At 65.9% G+C, this 21,521-nt stretch carries 16 protein-coding genes; 11 read left to right on the top strand and 5 right to left on the bottom strand.

Annotation, left to right across the window (positions count from 1 at the left end):
- Positions 1–49 precede the first annotated feature (49 nt).
- Positions 50–1,600, bottom strand: a complete 1,551-nt coding sequence (locus ML01_RS16080) for a 2-isopropylmalate synthase (protein ID WP_058556424.1) — start codon at positions 1,598–1,600, stop codon at positions 50–52.
- Between the two features lie 229 nt (positions 1,601–1,829).
- Here ML01_RS16080 and ML01_RS16075 point away from each other — a divergent pair, with 229 nt between their 5' ends.
- Together ML01_RS16075 and ML01_RS16070 are read left to right on the top strand one after the other, a co-directional pair.
- Positions 1,830–2,153, top strand: coding sequence for a nucleotidyltransferase domain-containing protein (locus tag ML01_RS16075; RefSeq protein WP_058556423.1), 324 nt, complete (start codon positions 1,830–1,832; stop codon positions 2,151–2,153).
- On the top strand, positions 2,150–2,617 hold the full coding sequence (locus ML01_RS16070) for a hypothetical protein (protein ID WP_058556422.1): 468 nt from the start codon (positions 2,150–2,152) through the stop codon (positions 2,615–2,617). The genes ML01_RS16075 and ML01_RS16070 overlap by 4 nt, the downstream gene beginning before the upstream one ends.
- A gap of 214 nt (positions 2,618–2,831) precedes the next feature.
- Here the strand turns inward: ML01_RS16070 and htpG are convergent, their stop codons facing one another.
- Positions 2,832–4,796 carry a molecular chaperone HtpG gene (gene htpG / locus ML01_RS16065; RefSeq protein ID WP_058556421.1) on the bottom strand — a complete coding sequence of 655 codons (1,965 nt, stop codon included), beginning with the start codon at positions 4,794–4,796 and terminating at the stop codon, positions 2,832–2,834.
- Between the two features lie 181 nt (positions 4,797–4,977).
- Between htpG and ML01_RS16060 the strand changes: the two genes are divergently transcribed.
- From ML01_RS16060 to gorA, 4 genes are all read left to right on the top strand, one after another.
- Positions 4,978–6,612 (top strand): alpha-D-glucose phosphate-specific phosphoglucomutase, encoded by a 1,635-nt coding sequence (locus ML01_RS16060; protein ID WP_058556420.1) that lies wholly within the window; start codon positions 4,978–4,980, stop codon positions 6,610–6,612.
- 221 nt (positions 6,613–6,833) lie between these two features.
- On the top strand, positions 6,834–6,989 hold the full coding sequence (locus tag ML01_RS28880; protein WP_156427773.1) for a hypothetical protein: 156 nt from the start codon (positions 6,834–6,836) through the stop codon (positions 6,987–6,989).
- A gap of 463 nt (positions 6,990–7,452) precedes the next feature.
- Complete coding sequence (locus tag ML01_RS16055) at positions 7,453–8,193, top strand: glutathione peroxidase (protein ID WP_058556419.1); 741 nt, start codon at positions 7,453–7,455, stop codon at positions 8,191–8,193.
- 246 nt (positions 8,194–8,439) lie between these two features.
- Complete coding sequence (gene gorA, locus ML01_RS16050; RefSeq protein ID WP_058556418.1) at positions 8,440–9,801, top strand: glutathione-disulfide reductase; 1,362 nt, start codon at positions 8,440–8,442, stop codon at positions 9,799–9,801.
- A 12-nt stretch (positions 9,802–9,813) separates the two neighbouring features.
- Here gorA and ML01_RS16045 read toward each other — a convergent pair whose 3' ends face one another.
- Positions 9,814–11,001, bottom strand: a complete 1,188-nt coding sequence (locus ML01_RS16045; protein WP_058556417.1) for a trypsin-like peptidase domain-containing protein — start codon at positions 10,999–11,001, stop codon at positions 9,814–9,816.
- Between the two features lie 519 nt (positions 11,002–11,520).
- Between ML01_RS16045 and pilV the strand changes: the two genes are divergently transcribed.
- The 5 genes from pilV to ML01_RS16020 all read left to right on the top strand — a co-directional run bounded on the left by pilV (position 11,521) and on the right by ML01_RS16020 (position 18,917).
- Positions 11,521–12,021: a type IV pilus modification protein PilV gene (pilV, locus tag ML01_RS16040; RefSeq protein ID WP_058556416.1), complete on the top strand. Its 501-nt coding sequence runs from the start codon at positions 11,521–11,523 to the stop codon at positions 12,019–12,021.
- The gene (locus tag ML01_RS16035; RefSeq protein WP_162268035.1) at positions 12,018–13,310 is read left to right on the top strand and encodes a PilW family protein; all 1,293 of its coding nucleotides are present in this window, start codon (positions 12,018–12,020) and stop codon (positions 13,308–13,310) included. Before pilV ends, ML01_RS16035 begins: the two co-directional genes overlap by 4 nt.
- A gap of 13 nt (positions 13,311–13,323) precedes the next feature.
- Positions 13,324–13,989, top strand: a complete 666-nt coding sequence (locus ML01_RS31075; protein WP_058556414.1) for a PilX N-terminal domain-containing pilus assembly protein — start codon at positions 13,324–13,326, stop codon at positions 13,987–13,989.
- 2 nt (positions 13,990–13,991) lie between these two features.
- Positions 13,992–18,242, top strand: coding sequence for a pilus assembly protein (locus tag ML01_RS16025; protein ID WP_058556413.1), 4,251 nt, complete (start codon positions 13,992–13,994; stop codon positions 18,240–18,242).
- Between the two features lie 219 nt (positions 18,243–18,461).
- Positions 18,462–18,917, top strand: a complete 456-nt coding sequence (locus tag ML01_RS16020; protein ID WP_082674347.1) for a type IV pilin protein — start codon at positions 18,462–18,464, stop codon at positions 18,915–18,917.
- Between the two features lie 272 nt (positions 18,918–19,189).
- Here the strand turns inward: ML01_RS16020 and ML01_RS16015 are convergent, their stop codons facing one another.
- Together ML01_RS16015 and ML01_RS28875 are read right to left on the bottom strand one after the other, a co-directional pair.
- The gene (locus tag ML01_RS16015; protein WP_156427771.1) at positions 19,190–21,106 is read right to left on the bottom strand and encodes a hypothetical protein; all 1,917 of its coding nucleotides are present in this window, start codon (positions 21,104–21,106) and stop codon (positions 19,190–19,192) included.
- A complete protein-coding gene (locus ML01_RS28875) occupies positions 21,103–21,270 on the bottom strand; it encodes a hypothetical protein (protein ID WP_156427770.1) in 168 nt (55 codons plus the stop codon). Before ML01_RS28875 ends, ML01_RS16015 begins: the two co-directional genes overlap by 4 nt.
- Positions 21,271–21,521: the final 251 nt, after the last annotated feature.

The raw sequence follows: 21,521 nt of genomic DNA, 5'->3' as shown, positions 1-21,521 counted from the left end.
AACTTCACCCTTCAAACTTCACCCTTCAAACTTCAAACTTTCCCCATCTTCAAACTTTCCCAATCTGCGGATGCGCCCGCTCCCGCGGCTGCATGATCTTGTTGACGGCGTTCAGGTAGGCCTTGGCGGAGGCGATGACGATGTCCGTGTCGGCACCGGCGCCGTTGACGATGTGCCCGGCTCGCTCCAGGCGCACCGTGACCTCGCCCTGGGCGTCGGTGCCGCTGGTGATGGCATTGACCGAGTAGAGCTTGAGCGTCGTGCCGCTGTCGACGATGGACTCGATGGCGCGGAAGGTCGCGTCCACCGGGCCGCCGCCGCTGGCGCTGCCGCGGCGCTCCTCGCCGTCGACGTTGAGCACGACCTGCGCCGCGGGCGTCTCGCCGGTCTCGGAGCAGACCCGCATGGACAAGAGCCGCACGCGCTCGTTGGCGGCGTCGAGCGTGGCGATGGTGACCAGCGCCTGCAAGTCCTCATCGAAGATCTCGTGCTTCTTGTCGGCCAGGTCTTTGAAACGGCTGAAGGCGGCGTTCAGCTCCTCCTCGCTGTCGAAGGCGATGCCGAGCTCCTGCAGCCGAACCCGAAAGGCGTTCCGGCCCGAGTGCTTGCCGAGCACCATGCGGTTGTGGGTCCAGCCCACGTCTTGGGCGCGCATGATCTCGTAGGTCTCGCGGTGCTTGAGCACGCCGTCCTGGTGGATGCCGGACTCGTGCGCGAAGGCGTTGGCACCGACGATGGCCTTGTTCGGCTGCACCGGAAAGCCGGTGATGCCGGACACCAGCCGCGAGCAGTTCACGATCTGCGTGGTGTCGAGGCGCGTGGTGCAGCCGAACAGATCCGCTCGCGTGCGCACGGCCATGACGACTTCTTCCAGCGCGGCGTTGCCGGCGCGCTCGCCCAAGCCGTTGATGGTGCACTCCACTTGCCGGGCGCCATTGCGCACCGCGGCGAGCGAATTGGCCACGGCCAGGCCCAGGTCGTTGTGGCAGTGTACGGAGAACACGGCCTTGTCGGCATTCGGGATGCGCTCGCGCAACTGTGCGATGAGGCTGCCGAACTGGTGCGGCATCGCATAACCGACGGTGTCCGGGATGTTCAGGGTGCGGGCGCCGGCGTCGATGACGGCCTCCAGCACCCGGCACAGAAAATCGATCTCCGAGCGGCCCGCGTCCTCCGGCGAGAACTCCACGTCGTCGCAGTAGTTGCGCGCCTTGCGCACGGCGCGCACGGCCTGCTCCACCACCTGGTCCGGCGTCATCCGGAGCTTCTTCTCCATGTGGATCGGGCTGGTGGCGATGAAGGTGTGGATGCGCCCGGCGTTGGCGCCGGCCAGCGCCTCGCCGGCACAGGCGATGTCCTTGTCCAGCGCGCGGGCAAGGCCGCAGACGGTGCAGTCCTTGATGGTCTCGGCGACGGCCTTCACGCCCTCGAAGTCGCCATGGCTCGCAATCGGGAAGCCCGCCTCGATGACATCGACGCGGAGCTTCTCCAGCGCACGCGCGATGCGGACCTTTTCGTCTTTGGTCATGGACGCGCCGGGGCTCTGCTCGCCGTCGCGCAGCGTGGTGTCGAAGATGATGAGATGGTCGGTTGCGCTCATGCGTGTCCTGCCCTCGGCGTTGACCCTGACGGGCAGTCGCCCGCCGTGCATAGACCGCCGGCATTCTGGCATGTTTAACCGCCCGTGCCACCCGTCGCGCCGACGTGGCGAACCCCGCGTTGCGGCCGCATGTCATCGTTGTTGTTGTCGAGATCGAGGTCCAAAGCCGACTACGCTTACGGCAACGACATCGTAACGCACCCAGCCGCCCGCGGAGGCCGATCATCCTATGCGCCTGAACGACCACGAGCGCCGAGCCATTGCCGAGGCCGCCGCCGAAGCGCTGCCGCCGGGCACGCGCGTGCGGCTGTTCGGCTCTCGGCTCGATGACACCCGCCGCGGCGGCGACATCGATCTGCTCGTCGAGACAGCGACAGGCCTCGATGCCGACGAGGAGGTTGCACGGCGCACCCGCTTCATCGCGCGCCTCTACCGCCTGCTCGGCGAGCGGCGCATCGACGTGCTGATGGTGCCCGCGCACGCACCCGACACGCGGCCCGTCGTCCGCGCCGCGCGCCGCGACGGGCAATTGCTGGCCGAGATCCCGCGATGAGCGCCGCAGAGCCGCTCGCCACGGCGCTGTGGGAAGCGGATCGGCACCTGCGCGTGCTGGAGCAGGCGCTGCGTGACTGGCACGCGGCCCCGTCCGCGACGCTGGCCGAGCTGGATGCCGATGCGGATCAGCTCAGGTTGCTGGACCAACTGCTGTTTCGCTTCACGAAGCTGCAAGACGCGCTGGGCGCTCGCCTGATCCCGGCCACGCTCGGTGCGTTGTCCGAGCCCGCCGAGGACTGGCCGATGATCGACCGGCTGAATCGCCTCGAAAGGTTGGGGTACCTCAATGTCGACGCCTGGCTGCGCTGGCGCCAGATTCGCAACCAGCTCGCGCACGAGTATCCGGAGCGCCCGGAGCTTCGCTTTGCGGCACTGACGGCGGCGGTGGCGGCCGCCGGCGAGCTCGCGGCGGCCTATGGGCGCTGGCGGCGGCGCCTCGCCGAGCACGCGAGGACGCCGTGAGGCGTGAGGCGGGAGCTGCGTCATCCACATCACCCCGGACGGGTCGGCGCGGGGCACGCGGGTGCTGCCGTGCGGCATGCCACGCCGCCGCCGGCGTCGGCCTTGGAGTCCGCTGTCGCGCAGGTCGGATGGGGATACGCGAAGACGGCGGCATCGAGCCGCCGTCTTCGCGGGCCGGCGGGAAAGCCGGCGGTCCCGAGGCCGGCGATCCCAGTCAGCCGCCGCTCATGAACATCTGCAGCATCAGCTTGTTGAGGCGGCCAACAAAAGCCGCCGGGTCGTCGAGCTGGCCGCCCTCGGCGAGCTGGGCTTGGTCGAAGAGGATCATGCCGAGATCGTCGAACTTGGCCTGATTGCCCTCGGCCTCCAGGCGCTTCACCAGCGGGTGGTCCAGGTTGACCTCCAGCGTCGGCTTCATGTCCGGGGCCTCCTGGCCGACGGCCTTGAGCACGCGGGCGAGGTTGGCGCTCATGTCGTGCTCGCCGACGACGATGCAGGCGGGTGAGTCCACCAGCCGCGTCGAGACCCGCACCTCGCTCACGCGCTCGCCGAGCGAGTCCTTGAGGCGCTTGAGCAGGCCCTCGTGCTCCTTCTCGGCCTGCTCGGCCTTCTGCTGATCTTCCTTGTCCGCCAGGTCGCCCAGATCGAGCTTGCCCTTGGTGACGGATTGCAGGTGCTTGCCCTTGTACTCGTGCAGGTGGCTCACCAGCCACTCGTCCACGCGGTCGGACAACAGCAGCACCTCGACGCCCTTCTTGCGGAACACCTCCAGATGCGGGCTGTGGCGCGCGGCGGCGGGGCTGTCCGCGGTGATGTAGTAGATGTCCTTCTGGCCCTCTTTCATGCGCTCGATGTAGGCGTCGAGCGCGACGTTCTGCGTGTCGTCGTCGTTGTGGGTGCTCGCAAACCGCAACAGCCCGCCGATGCGCTCGCGGTTCTGGAAGTCCTCCGCCGGGCCTTCCTTCAGCACGCGGCCGAGCTCGTTCCAGAAGGTCTGGTACTTCTCGGGCTCGTCCTTGGCGAGCGACTCCAAGAGCCCCAGCACGCGCTTGACGTTGGCGCCGCGGATGGTGTCGATCTTGCGGTTGTGCTGCAGGATCTCGCGGGAGACGTTGAGCGGCAGGTCGTCGGAGTCCACCACGCCCTTCACGAACCGCAGCCAGTGCGGCAGCAGCTTGTCGGCCTCGTCCATGATGAAGACGCGCTTCACGTAGAGCTTCACGCCGTGCTTGTGGTCGCGGTCAAAGAGGTCCCAGGGCGCGCGCTTCGGCAGGTACAGGAGCGCGGTGTACTCGTTGCTGCCCTCAACGCGGTTGTGCACCCAGGCGAGCGGCTCCTCGAAGTCGTGGGAGATGTGCTTGTAGAACCCCTGGTAGTCCTCGTCGGACAGGTCCGACTTGTTGCGCATCCAGAGCGCGGTGCCCTTGTTGACCTGCTCGAACTCCGGCGCCTTGTCCTTCTTGGCCTCGCCTTCCTCGTCTGTCTCGTCTTCGTCGTCGCCGTAGGTCTCCTTGGCCATCTCCACCGGGATCGCGATGTGGTCGGAGAACTTGCCGATGATGGTGCGCAGCCGCCAGGGCTCCGCGAGCTCCTGCTCGTCGTCTTTCAGGTGCAGGATCACGTCGGTGCCGCGGCCGGGCTTCTCGACGGTTTCGAGCGTGTAGGCGCCGCGGCCGTCGGACTCCCAGCGCACGCCGTGCTCGGCCGTGAGGCCGGCGCGGCGGGAGATGAGCGTCACCTTGTCGGCGACGATGTACGCCGAGTAGAAACCGACGCCGAACTGGCCGATCAGCGCGTCACCCGCGGGCTTGTCAGCCTCGCCGGCCTCGCCGCGGCTGGCCTGCAGGGCCTCCGCGAAGCGCCGCGTGCCGGAGCTGGCGATGCTGCCGATGGTCTCGATGACCTCCTGGCGGCTCAGCCCAATGCCGTTGTCGGACACGGTGATGGTGCCGGCGTCCTTGTCCACGAGCACGCGGACGCGCAGGTTGGGGTCGTCTTCGAGCAGTTGCTCGTCGGTGAGCGCCTCGAAGCGCAGCTTCTCGGCCGCGTCCGAGGCGTTGGAGATCAGCTCCCGCAGGAAGATCTCCTTGTTCGAGTACAGCGAGCGGATGACCAGGTCCAGGACCTGGCTCACCTCTGCCTTGAATTCGAGGGTTTCCTTATGGGCTTCTACGGTCATGGTCTTCTGCTGATGCTTCGTGCTGATGGCTTGGTGTGGATTCGGGTCGATTCGGGTCGATTCGGAACTAGGGTACGCCCGTGGCCGCGACCGGATGGCTTAGAATGGCGGTTTTCGGCGCAGGTCCCGCTGGGCGCGCCTTCGATGTAGGCATACGTCTGCAAAATCAAGGGGAATCAGGATGGCAGCCACAGAAGTCCGCACGACGCCGTTCGCAGGGCAGAAGCCGGGCACCTCCGGCCTGCGCAAGAAGGTCAAGACCTTCCAGCAGCCGCACTACCTGGAGAACTTCGTCCAGGCCATCTTCGACACCCAGCCCAAGCTCACCGGCGGCACGCTGGTGGTGGGCGGCGACGGGCGCTTCTACAACCGCGAGGCCATCCAGATCATCCTGCGCATGGCCGCCGCCAATGGCGTCGCCCGGGTGCTGGTGGGTCAGGGCGGCATCCTGTCCACGCCGGCGGCCTCCTGCATCATCCGCAAGTACAAGGCCCAGGGCGGCATCGTGCTGTCCGCGAGTCACAACCCCGGCGGGCCGGACGAGGACTTCGGCATCAAGTTCAACATCGACGCCGGTGGGCCGGCGCCGGAGTCCGTCACCAACGCGATGTTCGAGCGCACCCGCAGCATCGACCGCTACCTCATCAGCGATGCCGGCGCGGTGGACCTGGACCACATCGGCACGCAGCAGCTCGACGGCATGACGGTGCAGGTGCTTGACCCGGTGGCCGACTACGCGGCGCTCATGGAGAGCCTGTTCGACTTCCGCGCCATCTACAGCCTGTTCAACGCCGGCGGTTTCCGCATGCGCTTCGATGCCATGCACGCGGTGACCGGGCCTTACGCGGTGGAGATCCTCGAGAACCGCCTGGGCGCCGAGCCCGGCACGGTGCTGAACGGCAAGCCGCTGCCCGACTTCGGCGGCGGCCATCCGGACCCGAACCTGGTGCACGCGCACGAGCTGGTGGCGTTGACCCGGGGCGCCGCGGGCGTGGACTTCGGCGCGGCATCGGACGGCGACGGCGACCGCAACATGATCCTCGGCAAGGACTTCTTCGTGACGCCGAGCGACAGCCTGGCCGTGCTCGCGGCCAACGCGCACCTGGCACCGGGCTACAAGCACGGCATCACCGGGGTCGCCCGCTCCATGCCCACCAGCCAGGCGGCGGACCGCGTCGCCGCGGAGCTCGGCGTGGATTGCTACGAGACGCCGACCGGCTGGAAGTTCTTCGGCAACCTGCTCGACGCGGGCCGCATCACGCTGTGCGGCGAGGAGAGCTTCGGCACCGGCTCCGACCACGTGCGCGAGAAGGACGGGCTCTGGGCCGTGCTGTTCTGGCTCAACCTGCTCGCCGTGCGCAAGCAGTCCGTTGCCGAGATCGTGCGCGAGCACTGGCGGCGCTTCGGGCGCAACTATTACACCCGCCACGACTACGAGGCCGTGGATGCCGCCGCCGCCGGGCAGCTCATGGATCATCTGCGCATCCTACTGCCGGATCTGCCCGGCAAGCGCTTAGGCGATCTCACCGTGGAGTACGCCGACGACTTCAGCTACACGGACCCCGTGGACGGCAGCGTCGCGAGCGGGCAGGGCATCCGCATCGGCTTCGAGGGCGGCTCGCGCATCGTCATGCGCCTGTCCGGCACCGGCACCGAGGGGGCGACGCTGCGCGTCTACATCGAGCGCTACGAGCCGGACCCGGCCCTGCATGAGCAGGACGTGCAGGAGGCGCTGGCGCCGCTGATCGTGACGGCCCGAGAGCTCGCGCAGATCGAGGCGCGCACCGGGCGTGCCGAGCCGGATGTGGTGACCTGAGCCGCCGGAAGCACTGGCGCCCGTGCCTGGGGCGCCCTCGGTCGCGCCGACGGCATCGGCACGGCCATTGACACGGGCATTGAATCGAGCGCGGGGGTAAAACCGAGCAAAGACGTACGCTTTCTGGAGTTGTAATCGCCAGCGCAAGATGCAACTGTTCCGTCGTCGGCGTTAGGCTCTGTCCAACGCTTGTCCAACCTCAAACCCAAAGGTACTTCGTCATGTCCAAGGCTACCCTCGCCCTCGTCTCTGCACTCTTTTTTGGCCTGATGCTCAGCGTCGGCGGCGCCGTTGCCGGTGACGGCAAGTCCTGCGGCGGCAAGAAGAAGGACGGCGACTCCGCCGCCGTCATCGTGCCGGCACAGCCGCTCGCCTGACGCCCCGAAGCCCGGCCGCTGCCCGCCCCGCAGCGGTGCCCGCAAGCCCCACGGCCCCTGGCCGATGGGGCTTTTTTTTGGAAGGGGCTAGGGGCTAGGGGCTAGGGGCTAGGAGCTAGGGGCTAGGAGCTAGGGGCTAGGAGCTAGGAGCTAGGAGCTAGGAGCTAGGAGCTAGGAGCTAGGTGCCAGCCAGGCTTCGCCTCAGGTCGACGAGTCGTGCACATCGCTATCGAAATCGAACCGAGTGACGACCGATCCCGATCCTCGGCCCTGAAGCCCCATAATCGCCAAAAACGATTGCCCAAAACACAGCGATCGTTAAGAATAATCGCCGCCATCCAGATATCCCATTTTGCAGTCGCCGCCGAAGGCCGCATCATGGTCACGTCGCTGCGGTGCCTGCCGTAGGGCAATCCCGAAAGCTCATTTTCACGCAACCTCATCGTCACCAGGAGTAGTCAACATGCTGCAAGATCGCACCGGTCAACCCGTCCCGCAGGTCACCTTCCGCACCCGTCAGGGCTCCGAGTGGGTGGACGTCACCACCGACGAGCTGTTCAAGGGCAAGACGGTCATCGTCTTCTCGCTGCCGGGTGCCTTCACGCCCACCTGCTCGTCCACCCACGTGCCGCGCTTCAACCAGCTCGCGCCGGCCTTCAAGGCGCAGGGCGTGGACGACATCATCTGCATGTCGGTCAACGACACCTTTGTCATGAACGCCTGGCAGGTGGACGAGAACGCGCACAACCTGACCTTCATCCCGGACGGCAACGGCGAGTTCACCGAGGGCATGGGCCTGCTCGTGGACAAGGACGACCTGGGCTTCGGCAAGCGCTCCTGGCGCTACTCGATGCTGGTGAAGGACGGCGTCATCGACAAGATGTTCATCGAGCCGGAAGAGCCGGGCGACCCCTTCAAGGTCTCCGACGCCGACACGATGTTCGCCTACGTGGCGCCGCAGGCCGCGAAGCCCGCCGACGTGACGGTGTTCACGCGCCCGGGCTGCCCCTTCTGCGCCAAGGCCAAGACCATGCTGCACGAGGCCGGCATGCAGTTCGAGGAGCTGGTGCTGAACAAGGACTACACCGAGGAGACGCTGCGCGCCGTCGCCGGTGCCAGCAGCGTGCCGCAGGTGTTCGTGAACGGCCAGAAGATCGGCGGCTCCGACGATCTGGAAGGCTGGCTCGCGAGCCGCAAGGGCTAAGCGCCAAGCGCCAAGCGCTAAGGACCGGCTTGCCGCCGTCGCTAGGCGGCGGCTGGCCGGCCCGCCCCCATGCGGGGCGGGCGCCCACGGCTTTCTGCCGAGAATTGCCGCAACGCATTGCCCGGTCTGCGCCCGGCCGGCTTCAATAGCCGCCGCTCGCGCACGCAACCGAGCTCACTTTTCAGTTTCAAGGGCGCCTGGCCAAGCCCGGGCGCCCGCTCAGCTTCACGCGGAGGCCTGCCCATCATGGACACCCACTTCGACCTCATCGCCGTCGGCGGCGGCAGCGGCGGCCTCGCGGTGGCCGAGAAGGCAGCCGCGCACGGCAAGCGCGCCGCCGTTATTGAGCGGCACAAGCTCGGCGGCACCTGTGTCAACGTCGGCTGCGTGCCGAAGAAGATCATGTGGTTTGCCGCCAACGTGGCCCAGGACGCCCGCCATGCCGCGGAGATGGGCATCAAGGCGTCGCTGGACGGCGTCGACTGGCGCGCGTTGGTGGAGGGTCGCGAAGGCGTTATCGCCGGCATCCTCGACTACTGGAACGGCTACGTCGCCGGTGAGGGCATCACGCAGATCCAGGGTGATGCGCGCTTCGTCGACGCCCGTACTGTCGAGGTAGACGGTACCCGCTACACCGCGGACCACATCGTCATCGCCACCGGCGGGCGGCCCATCGTGCCGCCCGTGCCCGGGGCCGAGCTCGGCATCACGTCCGACGGCTTCTTCGCGCTGACGGAGCAGCCGCGGCGCATCTGCGTCATCGGCGGCGGCTACATCGGTGTCGAGCTTGCCGGCGTGCTGCGCGCGCTGGGCTCGGAGGTCACCGTGGTCGCGCTGGAGAGCCGGGTGCTCGAGACCTTCGACCCCCTGGTCAGCGAGACCGTGACCTACAACATGGCCCTGGACGGCATCGAGATGCACCTGCCCTTTGCCGTCGGCTCGCTGGAGCGCCGCGATGACGGCATCGCCGTGCTGTCCCGCGAGGGCGCCGCGCTGACGGGCTTCGATACCGTGCTCTGGGCGGTCGGCCGGCGGCCGAACACCGACGGGCTGAATCTCGATGCCGCCGGCGTCGAGCTGCTGCCGAACGGCGTGATCCCCACCGATGCCTTCCAGAACACCAGCGTTGCCGGCGTCTATGCCATCGGCGACGTCACCGGCCGGGCGCCGCTGACGCCGGTGGCCATCGCCGCGGGCCGGCGGCTCGCGGACCGGCTGTTCAACGATCAGCCGAACCGCCGGCTCGACTACGAGAACATCCCCACCGTGGTGTTCGCGCATCCGCCGGTCGGCAGCGTCGGCCTCACCGAGGCGCAGGCGCGCGCCACCGGCGAGCCGGTGACGGTCTACCAGACCCAGTTCCAGCCCATGCGCTACGCGCTGAACCGCAAGGGGCCGCGCACGGCCATGAAGCTCGTCTGCGTGGGCGACAACGAGCGCGTGGTCGGCATCCACATGGTCGGCGACGGCGTGGATGAGATGCTGCAGGGCTTCGCGGTGGCCGTGAAGCTCGGCGCCACCAAGGCGGACTTCGACAACACCGTCGCCATCCATCCGGTCAGCGCCGAGGAGCTCGTCACGCTGAAGGAGCCGCACCCGGACGAGTGAGCGGGGCCTGGCTTAAGGCGCGGGCGCATCGCCGCCGGCGCGCCCGAGCCGCGCTTGGAGGTCCGGAAACTCGCGAAAGGCGATGTCGATGGGGATGCTGATGCCGAAGCCGCGCTCCTGCGGGTCCGGCCCCGGCGTCGCCTTCCAGGTGTTCACGCCCACCACGGCGCCCAGCTCCGTCACCAGCGGCCCGCCGCTGTTGCCGGGCATGATGCGGGCGTCGGTCACCAGCATGTCCTCGCGCTTGCCGGTGTAGGTGCCGGCGGTCACGGTATCGGTAATGCCGAGCGGGCTGCCGATGGCATAGACCCGCTGCGTCTGGCGCAGGCGCGCGTCGAACAGCGGGCGGATGAAGGGCGTGCGATAGCCGGATACCCGCAGCAGCGCCAGGTCGTGCAGGGGGCTCAGGTCCACCAGCTCCGCCGTGAGCCGCTTCCCGTCCTTGAGCTGGATCTCAAATGCGCGCTGCAACAGCGCCGCGTTGCGCTTCATTTCCAGCTCACGCTTGCCTTGGCGATACTCACGGCCGCGCTCGCGCAGCAGGCGCTGCCCACGGTCGTAGTTCTGCGGGTCGGAGTAGCGGTCCCGCGGCAGCGACAGGCGCTGCTCCAGCGCGTCGAGCTGCGCCTTGAGCTCGGCCAGCGCCGCCTCCTGGTCGGCCGCCCAGTCCGGCGGCGGGCGCACCACGTGGCGATTGGTCAGCAGCAGCCCGTCGTCGCTGACGAAGAACCCCGATCCCGCACCCAGCTCCGAGGTCACGGTGACCACGGCGAGGCTGCTCGCCTCCACCGGCGACACCGGGCTGAACTGCGCGTTGAGCCTGGCCTCCAGGTCCCGGCGCAGGTCCGGCGGCGGTGCCTCCGGTTCGGGCTCAGGCTCGGGCGGCGCTGCCAGCGGCGGGGCGGTCGCCGCGGTGGGTGGCGCGGGTGCGGCGGGCTGTGCCGCCCGGGGTGGCGGAGCCGGCGGCGCGATGCCGGGCATGATCGGCGGGCGGCGACGCGGCGCCGCCGCGCCTGTGGTCGGGCCGTCGTCGGGCAGGCGCTGGATGCGCACGCGCGGCGCCGCGGCGGGCGCGGGGGCCGCGGTGCCGAGCTGCTCCGGGGGCGGGCGATCCGTGAACACCCAGTTGCCTTGCTCGTCCTGGTAGCGATAGATCTCGGCCAGCGCCGGCGGTGCGGCGACACAAAGCTGCCACAGCAAGGCCGCGAGTGCCGCCGCGGTCCGGCTCGTGCCCGCGCTGCAACACCCAAACGGGCACGCGACAGCACGCGTGGGGGGCGGCCATCGAGTGCTGTCGCGGTGGCGCCCTGCCAGCCGCGCCGGCGGATGCGATGCCCCGCGCCCGGCGGCGCCCGCGGGCGCCGTTGCAAGGACATGTCGCAAAACGGTTGTTCCGGCGCCGAAAAACGCACGTAAACCCCTTGCAGCGTAGAAAAAACCGCCAACGGTCACGGATGTCGCGTCCCGCTTGTCGCGCGGACGTGGATGCCTGTCGGTGTCAACGCTGTAATTCCTCCAATCTCAGATTAAGCTTCGGTTATCCCCTGAGCCGGCGTGGGGATAAACGCCTGAGGACGCGTCGAGGGCCGCCTGACCAACGTCACCGGTCCACGCCGCCGTTGATCGGACTCGCGCCCCGGGGTGGGTCGCCATAAGCCGTAGGACCCTGCAGCTCCGTGTTGCAGTGCCAAGATAAACCAGACTGAAAGGACGCCTGGCATGTTCTTTCCTCGCAAGACTGCGGCCTGCCACGGCTTCACGCTGGTGGAGGTCATGGTGACGCTCTTCATCGTCGCCGTCGGCGCGCTCGGTGTCGCCGGTTTGCAGCTCGCCGGCATGCGCAGCAACCACAGCGCCTTCCTGCGCTCCAACGCGACCCTAGCGGCGGCCGGTCTTATCGACCAGATTCGCGCCGACCCCGAGACCTTCCGCGGCATCAAGATCAACACCGGCAGCCCGGGCGCCAATGCGACCTTCAAGGCCTGGGCCGACGAACTGGCGCGCCTGCCCATGAATCCGCCCTCCGATGGGTCCGCGCTCGGCTCCCTGGACTGCTCCAACGGCAACGACTGCAACACCGGGCACTGCGCCATCACCATCCGCTGGGACGACTCCCGCGCCGTTGCCGTCGACGACGACGAGGAAGAGGGCGTCATGGCGGATGCGGCAACGAAGGCCAAAACCCTGCAGTTTCAGATCTGCACACGGGTGCCGCTATGAAACCCTCGGCGATGCCCCGTGCCCAGGCCCCATCCGCGCCTCGTGAACAGTCGGGCCTCTCCCTGGTGGAGGTGATGGTCGGGCTGGCGATCGGCGTCATCGTCGTGTTCGGTCTGGTCGAGCTGCTCGCCAACACCAGCGCGACCTACCAGCGTGAGGAGGCCTTCGGACGGTTGCAGGAGAACGGCCGCGTCGCCGCGCTGATCGCGGCCAGGCAGATGCGCCAGAGCCGCACGACTGAGTGCAAGAGCCTCCCCCGCCATGAATTGTCGGGCACGCTCACGGTCAAGTCTTGCCACTTGCTCGAGAACGACGAGGACTGTAGCGGCGACCATGTGCTGAGTACGGACCGGGCCATGGGCTATGACAATAGCCAGGACCTGGACACATCGGGCGCCCTAGCCGACCTACCGAAAACCATCGCGGACAACGTCAGTGCCCGCTGGCTGCTGGGCGACATTCTGGTCACCTGGGGGGCGGATGCCAAGTCGGTCGCGGTGGCCGACCCCGTCGGGGCCAACGGCACTGGACAAATCAATGTTCCGAGCATGGGTAAGGGATTACTGGGGAAAGAGGACGTCGCGATGATCTCGAATTGTCGCCACGCGCATGTCTTCACCGTGAGTGGCCCAGAACATCCTTCGGACGCCGGCTTTGTCGACCATGCCGCGGGTGTCAACACCAACGATCACCTGAGGGGCTCCGACCTCTATGCGGGCAGCTCGCTCTACAACCGCGACCCAAACGACCCCCGGGCCTTGCTGAACCGCCTCAACTATCGCGTGTTCTATGTCTGCTGCACCAAAGATGGCTCACTGCAGTCGGGCGATGACGTGGACTACTGCCGCCCCGGCAGCGGCTCCTACGACCCCGACCAGTACCGCCCGGCCCTCTGCGCCTTCGACCTCAATAACGGCGCAAAGAGCGATGTCCTGGTGCCCGACATCGCGGACATGCGTGTCACCTACACCGGCGACAGCACCGGCGATGGCCAGACGGACTTCCGTGCCGACGATCACGACACCCTGCGCACTGCCGCCTGGGTCAGCGCCAACAACGCCTGGGCCGGCGTGCGCTCCGCCTCGGTCGAATTGCTCCTGACCACCGACGCCGACAACACGGCCATGGAGCCGAGTAAACCCGCCGAGTGGATACCCGAAGACTGGGCGAAGGACGTCGGAGACGACGCCTTGGGCGACGACTACGACGAGGAGGACAACCGCCTCTATCAGCGCATCCGCTTCGACGTCGCGCTGCGCCCGTCCACGCCCTGGGCCATCTGGGACTAAGGGGAACAGGACCATGGCAACCGCCGAAAGTCGCATCCACAAGCCTCATGCCCACGAGCCATCCGTGCCCGCGCAGCGCGGTGCCGTCCTGATTGTCGGCCTCGTCATCCTGCTCGTGATCACCCTGCTCGGCATCACCGGCCAGCAGCACACCGTGCTCCAAGAGCGTATGGCCGGCAACATGCGTCAGGACAACATCGCCCTGCAGGCGGCCGAGGCCGCCCTGACCGCCGGGCTCGCCTACGTAGACGAACAGGATGCGCCCATCGTCGGCACCAACTCGGGCACGGCATTCGTCTGGACCGGCTGTACGGTCGCCGATAGCTCGGCCGAATCCACCGGTACCCCGGCCGCATCCGAGAGCACGAACGACCCCTGTGCGCGCCTGGGGGCGGTGCTGACGGATTGGGAGAGCGCGGCCCCCGACAAGGTCTCGCAGGGCGTCAGCTACGAGGAGGTGGCCGCAAAAACCGATGCGAAATTCAGCAAAGGAATCCCTGATGTCGTGGCCCAGCCTCAGGTCTATATCGAGGTCCGTTCCGTCGCGGAATCACCCGACGGCCAACAGAACTCCTTCGGGCAGGGCATCATCTACTACTACACGGTCAGTGCGGTCGGGTTCGGTGCCAACGAAAAGGCCCGTGTGATCCTGCAATCCACCGTCGCCCGGGAGTACTGACCATGAAAGCGACGCGACCCTACGGCAAGGATAGCCGCATCATGCAACCAAGCGGCATCGGCGCCCGCTGCCCGCGGCTGCTGGTCGCCGGACTGCTGTCGATGACGACGCTCATGGCCGTGGCCCCGCTCAGCCTCATGGCGAGCGACGCCGCCGGCGATTGGCCCGATGGCCTGCCCGACGCCATTCCCCCGTTCCTGTCCGAGGGCGTCGCGCCGAACCTGGTGCTGACCATCGACACGTCGACCTCGATGCGAAACGGCTATACGCCGGATGGTCTGCCCAGCCCCCCAGGCGCACCCTCCCAGGCGGGGAGAAGAGACTGGTCCACGAGCTCAACAGTCAACAAACTGTATTTCGACCCTGACCTGGCGGCTAAAGGCGGTTACCAACCGGCGAAAAGGTACGACGGCAGCGAGATGGACCCGCCACCGTTTGGCGAAGCCCCTCTCGATCCCTTTGCTGATCCTCTTGACCCGGACAGTTGCACGGAGACGGTCGACCTCGATGAAGACTATGAGCCAGTCTGGACGGCAGCCGAATCGGGCTGCGCTATCGCCGACAAGGGGCCGAAGCCTCCAGAATACACCGGGCGTGCCTTCTATCACGAGTACAACGCGGACAAAGGCTATAAGCTCATCCCCACTGCTGGCCCTAACGACGACCCCTATGAGGCGTGCATCCTCGGGACGGAAGGCTGCAGGCGTTGCGGAGACAAGTACGGCGAGGCCGGCGAAAAAGCCGATGGGACCACGCCCGATGAATGCTTTCAGTACGAACCGGTGGATTCTAGCCAAGAGCAGCAATTCGCGAATTGGTACTCCTATTACCGAACGCGCCTGCTGGCCATGAAGACCGTGTTGAGTCGGGTCATGCAAACCCTCGACGGCGGCGTCCGTCTGACGTATCAAGGGCTTGACAGAGACGAGGGCGGGGGCAGCGCAGACCTGGGGCTGGAACCGACCGACCCACGGTTTCAGGAGCTCGTCGCGGCATTCGATAAGTTCGAGTCGAATAAGGAAGGCTTCTACGATTGGCTCTTTGACCTTGCCGCAAGAGATAAGACCTATTTGGTGCGTGCGCAAATCCGCGCGGGAGAATTTGTCAGCCAGGGCGTTTCCTTGGCGGATGAGATCGCCGAGCACAAATCAGCCTTTGGTGGGAACCTCTCCGGCGCCTCCGCCCCGTCCGCGGGCAATGCGTGCGGCGTCCGCTGTCGGAACAACTTTCATCTGGTGTTGAGCGATGGCTTTTGGGAAGACGTCTGGGGCAAACGCGTAGAACCCAATCTGTACGACCCCTCTTTGCCCCCGTTAGCTGATTATACTGTGCTACCGAAAACGAACATCGACGATGGTACTTGGATCGAGGACAACCAGGATGGGAGCACTCATATCTTGCCCTCAGGGCCGTTCGGCGACATCGAATACTCGCCGCTAGACCCTAAGGCCCGACTCTATGCCGATGAGAACATAGGAACGCTTGCGGACGCGGTGTTCTACTATTGGCGCCGCGATTTGGATGGAGACCCCGACAACAACGAGGTGCCGGTCATCCTGACGGAGCGGGAAGAAGACGCCGATAAGTACGATGAGGCGAACTTCTGGAATCCGAAGAATGACCCGGCGACCTGGCAACACCTGACCTTCTTCGCCGTGGGCCTCGGGCTCGACGGCGCTGTGACCGAGGCCGATCCGGCTGACGGTTACGGCACCTACCAGCAGAACGGAAAGAAAACCCTCAGTGAGCACGGCTTCCCGAGCTGCCTCTCTGATCCGCCCTATGCCCAAGACGCAGAGTATCCGGCCCTTAATGCGTGTACGGCGGTCAATAACGGTGAGTCTGACTGGATCGCCAAGTGGATGCCAATCGCGTTCAAGCTCGACGACCTCTACCACGCCGGCCTCAACGGGCGCGGCGGCTATTTCGACGCGTCGGACCCGGAGCAGTTGTATCAGTCATTCGCGGCCATCCTGGACACCATCTCGGCGACGGATCAAAACGTGGCCTCCAACGCGCCGGTGGCGGTCAGTTCCGGTCAGTTGAGTAACCATACCCGCATCTATCAGGTGGTCACGCATCTCGACGACTGGAGCGGCACCCTGCGGGCGTTCCGCGTCTCGAGGGGCTATGGCATTGCCGATAGCGATGACGACGAAGACGACTGCGCGGATAAACCCAGGGGCGTGATCTGCGAGGACACGGACGCCCCCTACCAGACCACCGACAACGAAGGCTCCTTCGCCGCTCCGGAGCTTCGTTTGATTTTCACAATGGCGGGTAGCAGCCCAAAGCATCTCGATGGCGACACCTTCAAGGATCTTTCCGCGGTGCAGCGCCGGGGACTGATTGAAGGCGAAACGACCCAGGACGGCGGCTGCAGTGATCTTCCGGATGCCGACGATGTCCAGGCCTGCGAAGAGGCGCTCGCCAAGGCCCGCATCGACTGGCTGCGCGGCGACGACACGCCGACCATCGAGGCGGGTGTGGTGCCGCACCCGCCCACCTTCCGGGACCGGGGGGAGGGCACCGAACGGCGCGTGCTGGGCGACATCCTCGGCAGTGCGCCGGTGGTGGTGGGTCCGCCGCGGCAACGGTTCCCCGACGACGACGGCGAAAAGTATTCCGCCTTCAAGACGAATAAGGCCGACCGCAAGACCATGGTCTATGTCGGCGCAAACGACGGCATGCTGCACGGCTTCGATGCCAAATCGCTCGTGGAAAAGTTTGCCTATGTGCCCGGCGCGGTCTACCACGGCCTCGCCGACCTCACGGACCCCGCCTATGGCGACGGCGTTCCGTCCAAGCGCGCCTTCGTCGACGGCGGCATCAGCTACTCCGATGCCAAGTTGGCGGACGGAAAATGGCACTCCGTGCTCGTCGGGGCCCTCGGTCTGGGTGCGCAGGGCGTCTATGCCCTGGACGTAACCAACCCGGAGTCTGAAAAGCCCGAGGACATCGTGCTCTGGGAGTTCACCGATGCCTCGGGGAGCGACGACGACAACGGTAAACTGGACGGGCGGGACATGGGGTTCAATGCCGCTCCGCCTGCCATCGTTCGGATCGATACCGACCCCGACGACGACAACAAAGACGCCCTGGTCTGGGTGGCGCTGGTCAGCAACGGCTATGAGAACACCAATACCAGCGAGCTCGACGAAGACAACGGCGCCTGCACCGATGATGAAGACGCCGAAACCAATTGCACCGTGAGCCAGACCGGTAACGCGGTGCTCTATGTGCTGAACCTCGCCGGCCCCGACGACAAACGGATCCTTGCCCGCATGGATACGGGGCACGGCATGGCGCAGGACCCGACCGGGAACGGACGCACCAATGGGCTGGCGGAGGTGGCCACGCTGGACGAAGACGGCGACCTGATCGCGGACCGCGCCTACGCGGGCGACCTGTTCGGCAACCTCTGGCGCTTCGACCTCCGGAACATCGGTACCAAACCCATCCTGATGTTCCAGGCGAGGGACGCAAACGGAGATCCGCAGCCCATCACCACGCGCATCGCCTTTGCGCGGCACCCCAATGGCGGCCACATGCTGCTGTTCGGCACCGGGCGCCTCATGGACACGGACGACAAGATCGATGTCCAGACCCAGACCTTCTACGGCATTTGGGACGACAATGGCCGGGTCTACGAATGGACGGGCGGCAGTTTCCCCGTGCCGACCCGCCTGAACCTGATGCAACATGCCTTTATCGAAGAGGTGCCCGTCAACGAGGGCGACGGGGGGCAAAGCCTGAGTCTGGGGCGCACGAGCACGAGCAGCAAGGACGCGATCATGCCCGATGGCGACGTGCGCGGATGGATGATCGATCTCGAAATCCCCGGCGAATTCGTCGCCGACTGTGGGGGATCGGAGCGGGTGGTCTCAAACCCGGAGTTGCGCACGGGCCGGATCAGGTTCGTCTCGGTGATCCCCGAGGGCGCCTGCGGGGCGGGCGGGTCCAGTTGGATCAATGCCCTCGATGCGATTTCCGGCTCACGATTGGACTATTCGCCCTTCGATTTCGATTTGAGCGGCACTATCGACAAGCATGACCTCCTGCCCACTTCTGATGGAGACCAGGTCGGCAGCAGCATCCGTCTGATGGCGGACGATGGGACCGGCATCTACTCCATGCCGTCGGACATCAGCCTCGGAGGCGGTCGAGTGATGAGCATCATCTCGGACTCCAAGGGCGACCTGAGCCAGACCATGGGATCGGGCAGCATGGGGCGCACCTGGCTGCAGCGCTGACGCGGTGCGTGACGGATCAAAAGCGACGCGACCATGACCGCGGACCGAAACAAACGACGAAACACCCGACATACGGGCAACTAATCCGGATCTCGCTTGACTGTCGGGGACTTTTCCCTGGGCGTGTTTTCGTCGTCGAGAGAAGATGAAGGGCCCGTCGTTGAACCGATACCGACCATCGACTGCAACGGACGCCACGGCGTCCGGGAACGGGAAACCATGTCCAAACACCCCAAAGCGCACAACACCGGCTTCAGCCTGATCGAGCTGCTGGTCGTGGTCGCCGTCGTCGCCATCCTCGCGGCGGTGGCCTACCCCACGTACCGGGAGCAGGTCGCCTCCGCCCGGCGCGCGGACATGAAAGCGGAGCTGATGCGCCTCGCGCAATACATGGAGCGTGTCTATACCGAGACGGGCTGCTACAACCCGGACGCCGATAACAAGTGCACCGGCTCGGGTAAGCCGGACATCGGCACCACCAGCGACTACTACGACGTCGCCTTCTCGGTGGGGCCGACGGCCAACACCTTCACGCTGGAGGCGACCCCCAAAACCGGCACGCCCCAGGCCGGGGACGGCAAGATGGGCATCGACCATCTGGGCCAGCGCTACTGGGACGAAGACGGCAGTGGAAAGATCGACAGTCCGACTGAGGACGACTGGGACCGGGGCTGACGCGGGAGCATGTCGGGTGGCACAAGCGCAGCGGTTCCACCCCTTGCAACAACAGTCTGTTCGGATTGATCTTGAACCCGGCGTTAGGACTTATACCCGTCACACATGGATGTTCGGCCGCGATGCGCGACCCTCGCGCCCGAGCGCTGCATTACGCCTCCTCGCCATAGGGCGGCTATGACTCGTCGGTGTGCCTTGCGGCCAATTAGAGCTTGGGGCGGGAGGGTCGCACCTCGTTTTTCCGAGAACCGATGCGCGACGGGTATCGTTGCCTAATGACTCCCGCGTCGGGCGCCGACCAGCGACCCCGGACCGGCGCCACGCCGACGCACCGCGCCGAAGACACGCAGGCCAAGCAAGCCGGTGGCGATCAGCAGCAGGGAGCCGGGCAGGGGGGTGGACCCTTGCCCGGAATCGATCGCGGTGCCGAGGAGGTTGAAGACCAGAACGTTTGTCGGCGCGGCAGTGGTCGCCAACTCCTGATTCATGTCGGTCGTGAAGAATAGGGTGCCGGTGAAGAAGCCGACGCTGCCGGGCGAGAACAGCAGCTCCAGGTTACTGAATGACACCAAGCTGTCGGCTTTCCTGTTCAGATCCTCGCCGAAGTTGCCGCTATTCTGGATGCTGAACGCGCTGCCGATGATGTTGGTGATGCCCGCGTTGTAGAGCGTCAGGTCGTCCAGGGTGCCAAAGTCTTCCAGCCCGGCGTCGAAGATATTCGACAGCAGCAGGGTCATCAGGTCGGTCTGCGCGCTTGCGAGGTCGACGCCGAGGTTGATCGTACTGTTGTATTCAAGGTAACTGGCAGGTGCGTCCTCGTCCGCAACGCCGAGCACCGGCCCAACAACGGTGCCGGTCACGTTGCCCGCTGCGGTGACATCCTGCGCGCCTGCCCCGAAATCGACCTTCGCGTCCAGCGTCTGCTCGGCGCTAAACGAGGCGGCGCTCGTGTCGTCCAGCTCAAGGTCCGGGGCGGTGTAAGAGTACTCCCGCTGGCTTGTCGCGCCGCTTGCCACAGTCGACGGGGAGCCCGCGGTGGTCGGCGTGAGTCCCTCGGGCGCGGAGCTGATGTCTTGGAACTGGACGTCCGTCATCGCTTGGAATGATCGGTTTGTCGCCGTCATGGTCCGCGCTGCCGCCGCCAGAGTGGATGTCGTGCCGGCACGCACATTCCCGAAGTCGACCTCGTCCATCTCCAACAGCTCGCCCTCGTTGAGGGTCACCGTGAAATCGCCGTAGTAGGCGTCGGGCAGGCCATCTTCCCCTGGCGCTGGGTTCTGGTTATTCCAATCGGACTCGTAGAACAAGAACTCCACGATGTCGCCGGTATTAATCGGCAGGGCGCGGAGTTGTGCGTCATCGTCGGAGGCGTTACGGGACCCGGTGAAGGAATAGGTCTGATCGATCGGGTATTGCGCCATTCCCCAGTTGCCGAAGGTGCCGTCGGTGTAGTCCTTGGACGTGGGGTCAATACCTGGGCCGATCTGGTCCAGGTCGTCGGCGACGAGCCAGCCCCTCACTATTTCGATTTGGGAACCAGATCGGGTTACGCGGATATCCATCCGTTGATCAGTGATCAGGTGCGCGTTTGTCTGCACAGCCGCGTCGAGCAGTCGCCAACTCTGTAGCGTATCATTTTCATAAGCGACCATGGTCCCGAAGCCCTGATAATTATTACTATAGTCAAGGGGGAAGGGGGTCGCGCCTGGAATCTGCGGGATTCCCGGATTGGGATTAGGTAAGGGGCCAAGCTTCTCGCCCGTCGGATCACTGTTGAAGGTGATACTTCCGAGTGTCATTCCAGGCCCCGTGTACGTGACCTCCAGCACGGAATTCAAACCGGGGGTGTCGAAGGAGCCCTGGGTGCCCCAGCTAAACAGCAGGTCTGAGTTAGCGGAGTCCGGACGGCCAGTCAGAGTGCATCCCGTCCCTCCTGCCGTGACACAAGTGGACGAGTAATTTGTCCATTCACTCGGATCCATAGGGACGCTGGCCACACCACTCGCATCGGTGGAGACGGTCACAACCGCCCGCGCGGGCGCCGTCGCGACAAGCGCGAGCGCGGCGGCGAGGACAAGAAGCCGCGGCACCGATGCCGCGTCGGCGGCCTGATGTCGAGAGGTGTCGACCATGGGCGCGGCGCCCGGCGTGGTCGCCATGCGCTGGCGGAAGCGGATGTTGCTGCTCATGCGCCCTCCCCGACGATGCCGGCTGCTTCGTTCGACGAGAGGTCGCTGGCGTTCTCGAGGTCATTGATGTTGACCTCGATGGGCGTCGTGGCGGCCGCGTGCTGAACGACGCCTAGCGCCAAAGCGGTGGCGATGGAGGCGACAAGGGGATTCAGTCTGGGCATCTAAGACTCCAAGGGGCGCAACGGATGAGCCACGCCGGGCCAGCCGCGCTGCACGAAACTTTACACCAGCCGACAAGGCGTCGGGCGTTAACGAAAGAGCCAGCAAAAATCAGGCCACAAACAAAAATCGAAGATAGATCAGTTGTATACTCCCGGAGCGGGACATGGCGCCGCGAGTTGCGCCGAGAAACTGTAAAAAACCCTGACACTCTGAACAGGTTTTCACTGACGCCGAGCTTGGTTGGCGACGG

Origin of the sequence: Thiohalocapsa sp. ML1, assembly GCF_001469165.1 — a bacterium.
Classification (GTDB): domain Bacteria; phylum Pseudomonadota; class Gammaproteobacteria; order Chromatiales; family Chromatiaceae; genus Thiohalocapsa.
This window is presented reverse-complemented; position numbering and strand designations above follow the sequence as displayed.

Excerpts from the sequence above, each read along its gene's own strand:
- htpG (WP_058556421.1), bottom strand. The coding sequence starts at position 4,796 with ATGACCGTAGAAGCCCATAAGGAAACCCTCGAATTCAAGGCAGAGGTG.
- ML01_RS28875 (WP_156427770.1), bottom strand. The coding sequence starts at position 21,270 with ATGCCCAGACTGAATCCCCTTGTCGCCTCCATCGCCACCGCTTTGGCG.
- ML01_RS16075 (WP_058556423.1), top strand. The coding sequence starts at position 1,830 with ATGCGCCTGAACGACCACGAGCGCCGAGCCATTGCCGAGGCCGCCGCC.
- ML01_RS16080 (WP_058556424.1), bottom strand. The coding sequence starts at position 1,600 with ATGAGCGCAACCGACCATCTCATCATCTTCGACACCACGCTGCGCGAC.
- ML01_RS28880 (WP_156427773.1), top strand. The coding sequence starts at position 6,834 with ATGTCCAAGGCTACCCTCGCCCTCGTCTCTGCACTCTTTTTTGGCCTG.
- ML01_RS31075 (WP_058556414.1), top strand. The coding sequence starts at position 13,324 with ATGGCAACCGCCGAAAGTCGCATCCACAAGCCTCATGCCCACGAGCCA.
- ML01_RS16025 (WP_058556413.1), top strand. The coding sequence starts at position 13,992 with ATGAAAGCGACGCGACCCTACGGCAAGGATAGCCGCATCATGCAACCA.
- ML01_RS16060 (WP_058556420.1), top strand. The coding sequence starts at position 4,978 with ATGGCAGCCACAGAAGTCCGCACGACGCCGTTCGCAGGGCAGAAGCCG.
- ML01_RS16035 (WP_162268035.1), top strand. The coding sequence starts at position 12,018 with ATGAAACCCTCGGCGATGCCCCGTGCCCAGGCCCCATCCGCGCCTCGT.
- pilV (WP_058556416.1), top strand. The coding sequence starts at position 11,521 with ATGTTCTTTCCTCGCAAGACTGCGGCCTGCCACGGCTTCACGCTGGTG.
- ML01_RS16055 (WP_058556419.1), top strand. The coding sequence starts at position 7,453 with ATGCTGCAAGATCGCACCGGTCAACCCGTCCCGCAGGTCACCTTCCGC.
- gorA (WP_058556418.1), top strand. The coding sequence starts at position 8,440 with ATGGACACCCACTTCGACCTCATCGCCGTCGGCGGCGGCAGCGGCGGC.
- ML01_RS16015 (WP_156427771.1), bottom strand. The coding sequence starts at position 21,106 with ATGAGCAGCAACATCCGCTTCCGCCAGCGCATGGCGACCACGCCGGGC.
- ML01_RS16020 (WP_082674347.1), top strand. The coding sequence starts at position 18,462 with ATGTCCAAACACCCCAAAGCGCACAACACCGGCTTCAGCCTGATCGAG.
- ML01_RS16070 (WP_058556422.1), top strand. The coding sequence starts at position 2,150 with ATGAGCGCCGCAGAGCCGCTCGCCACGGCGCTGTGGGAAGCGGATCGG.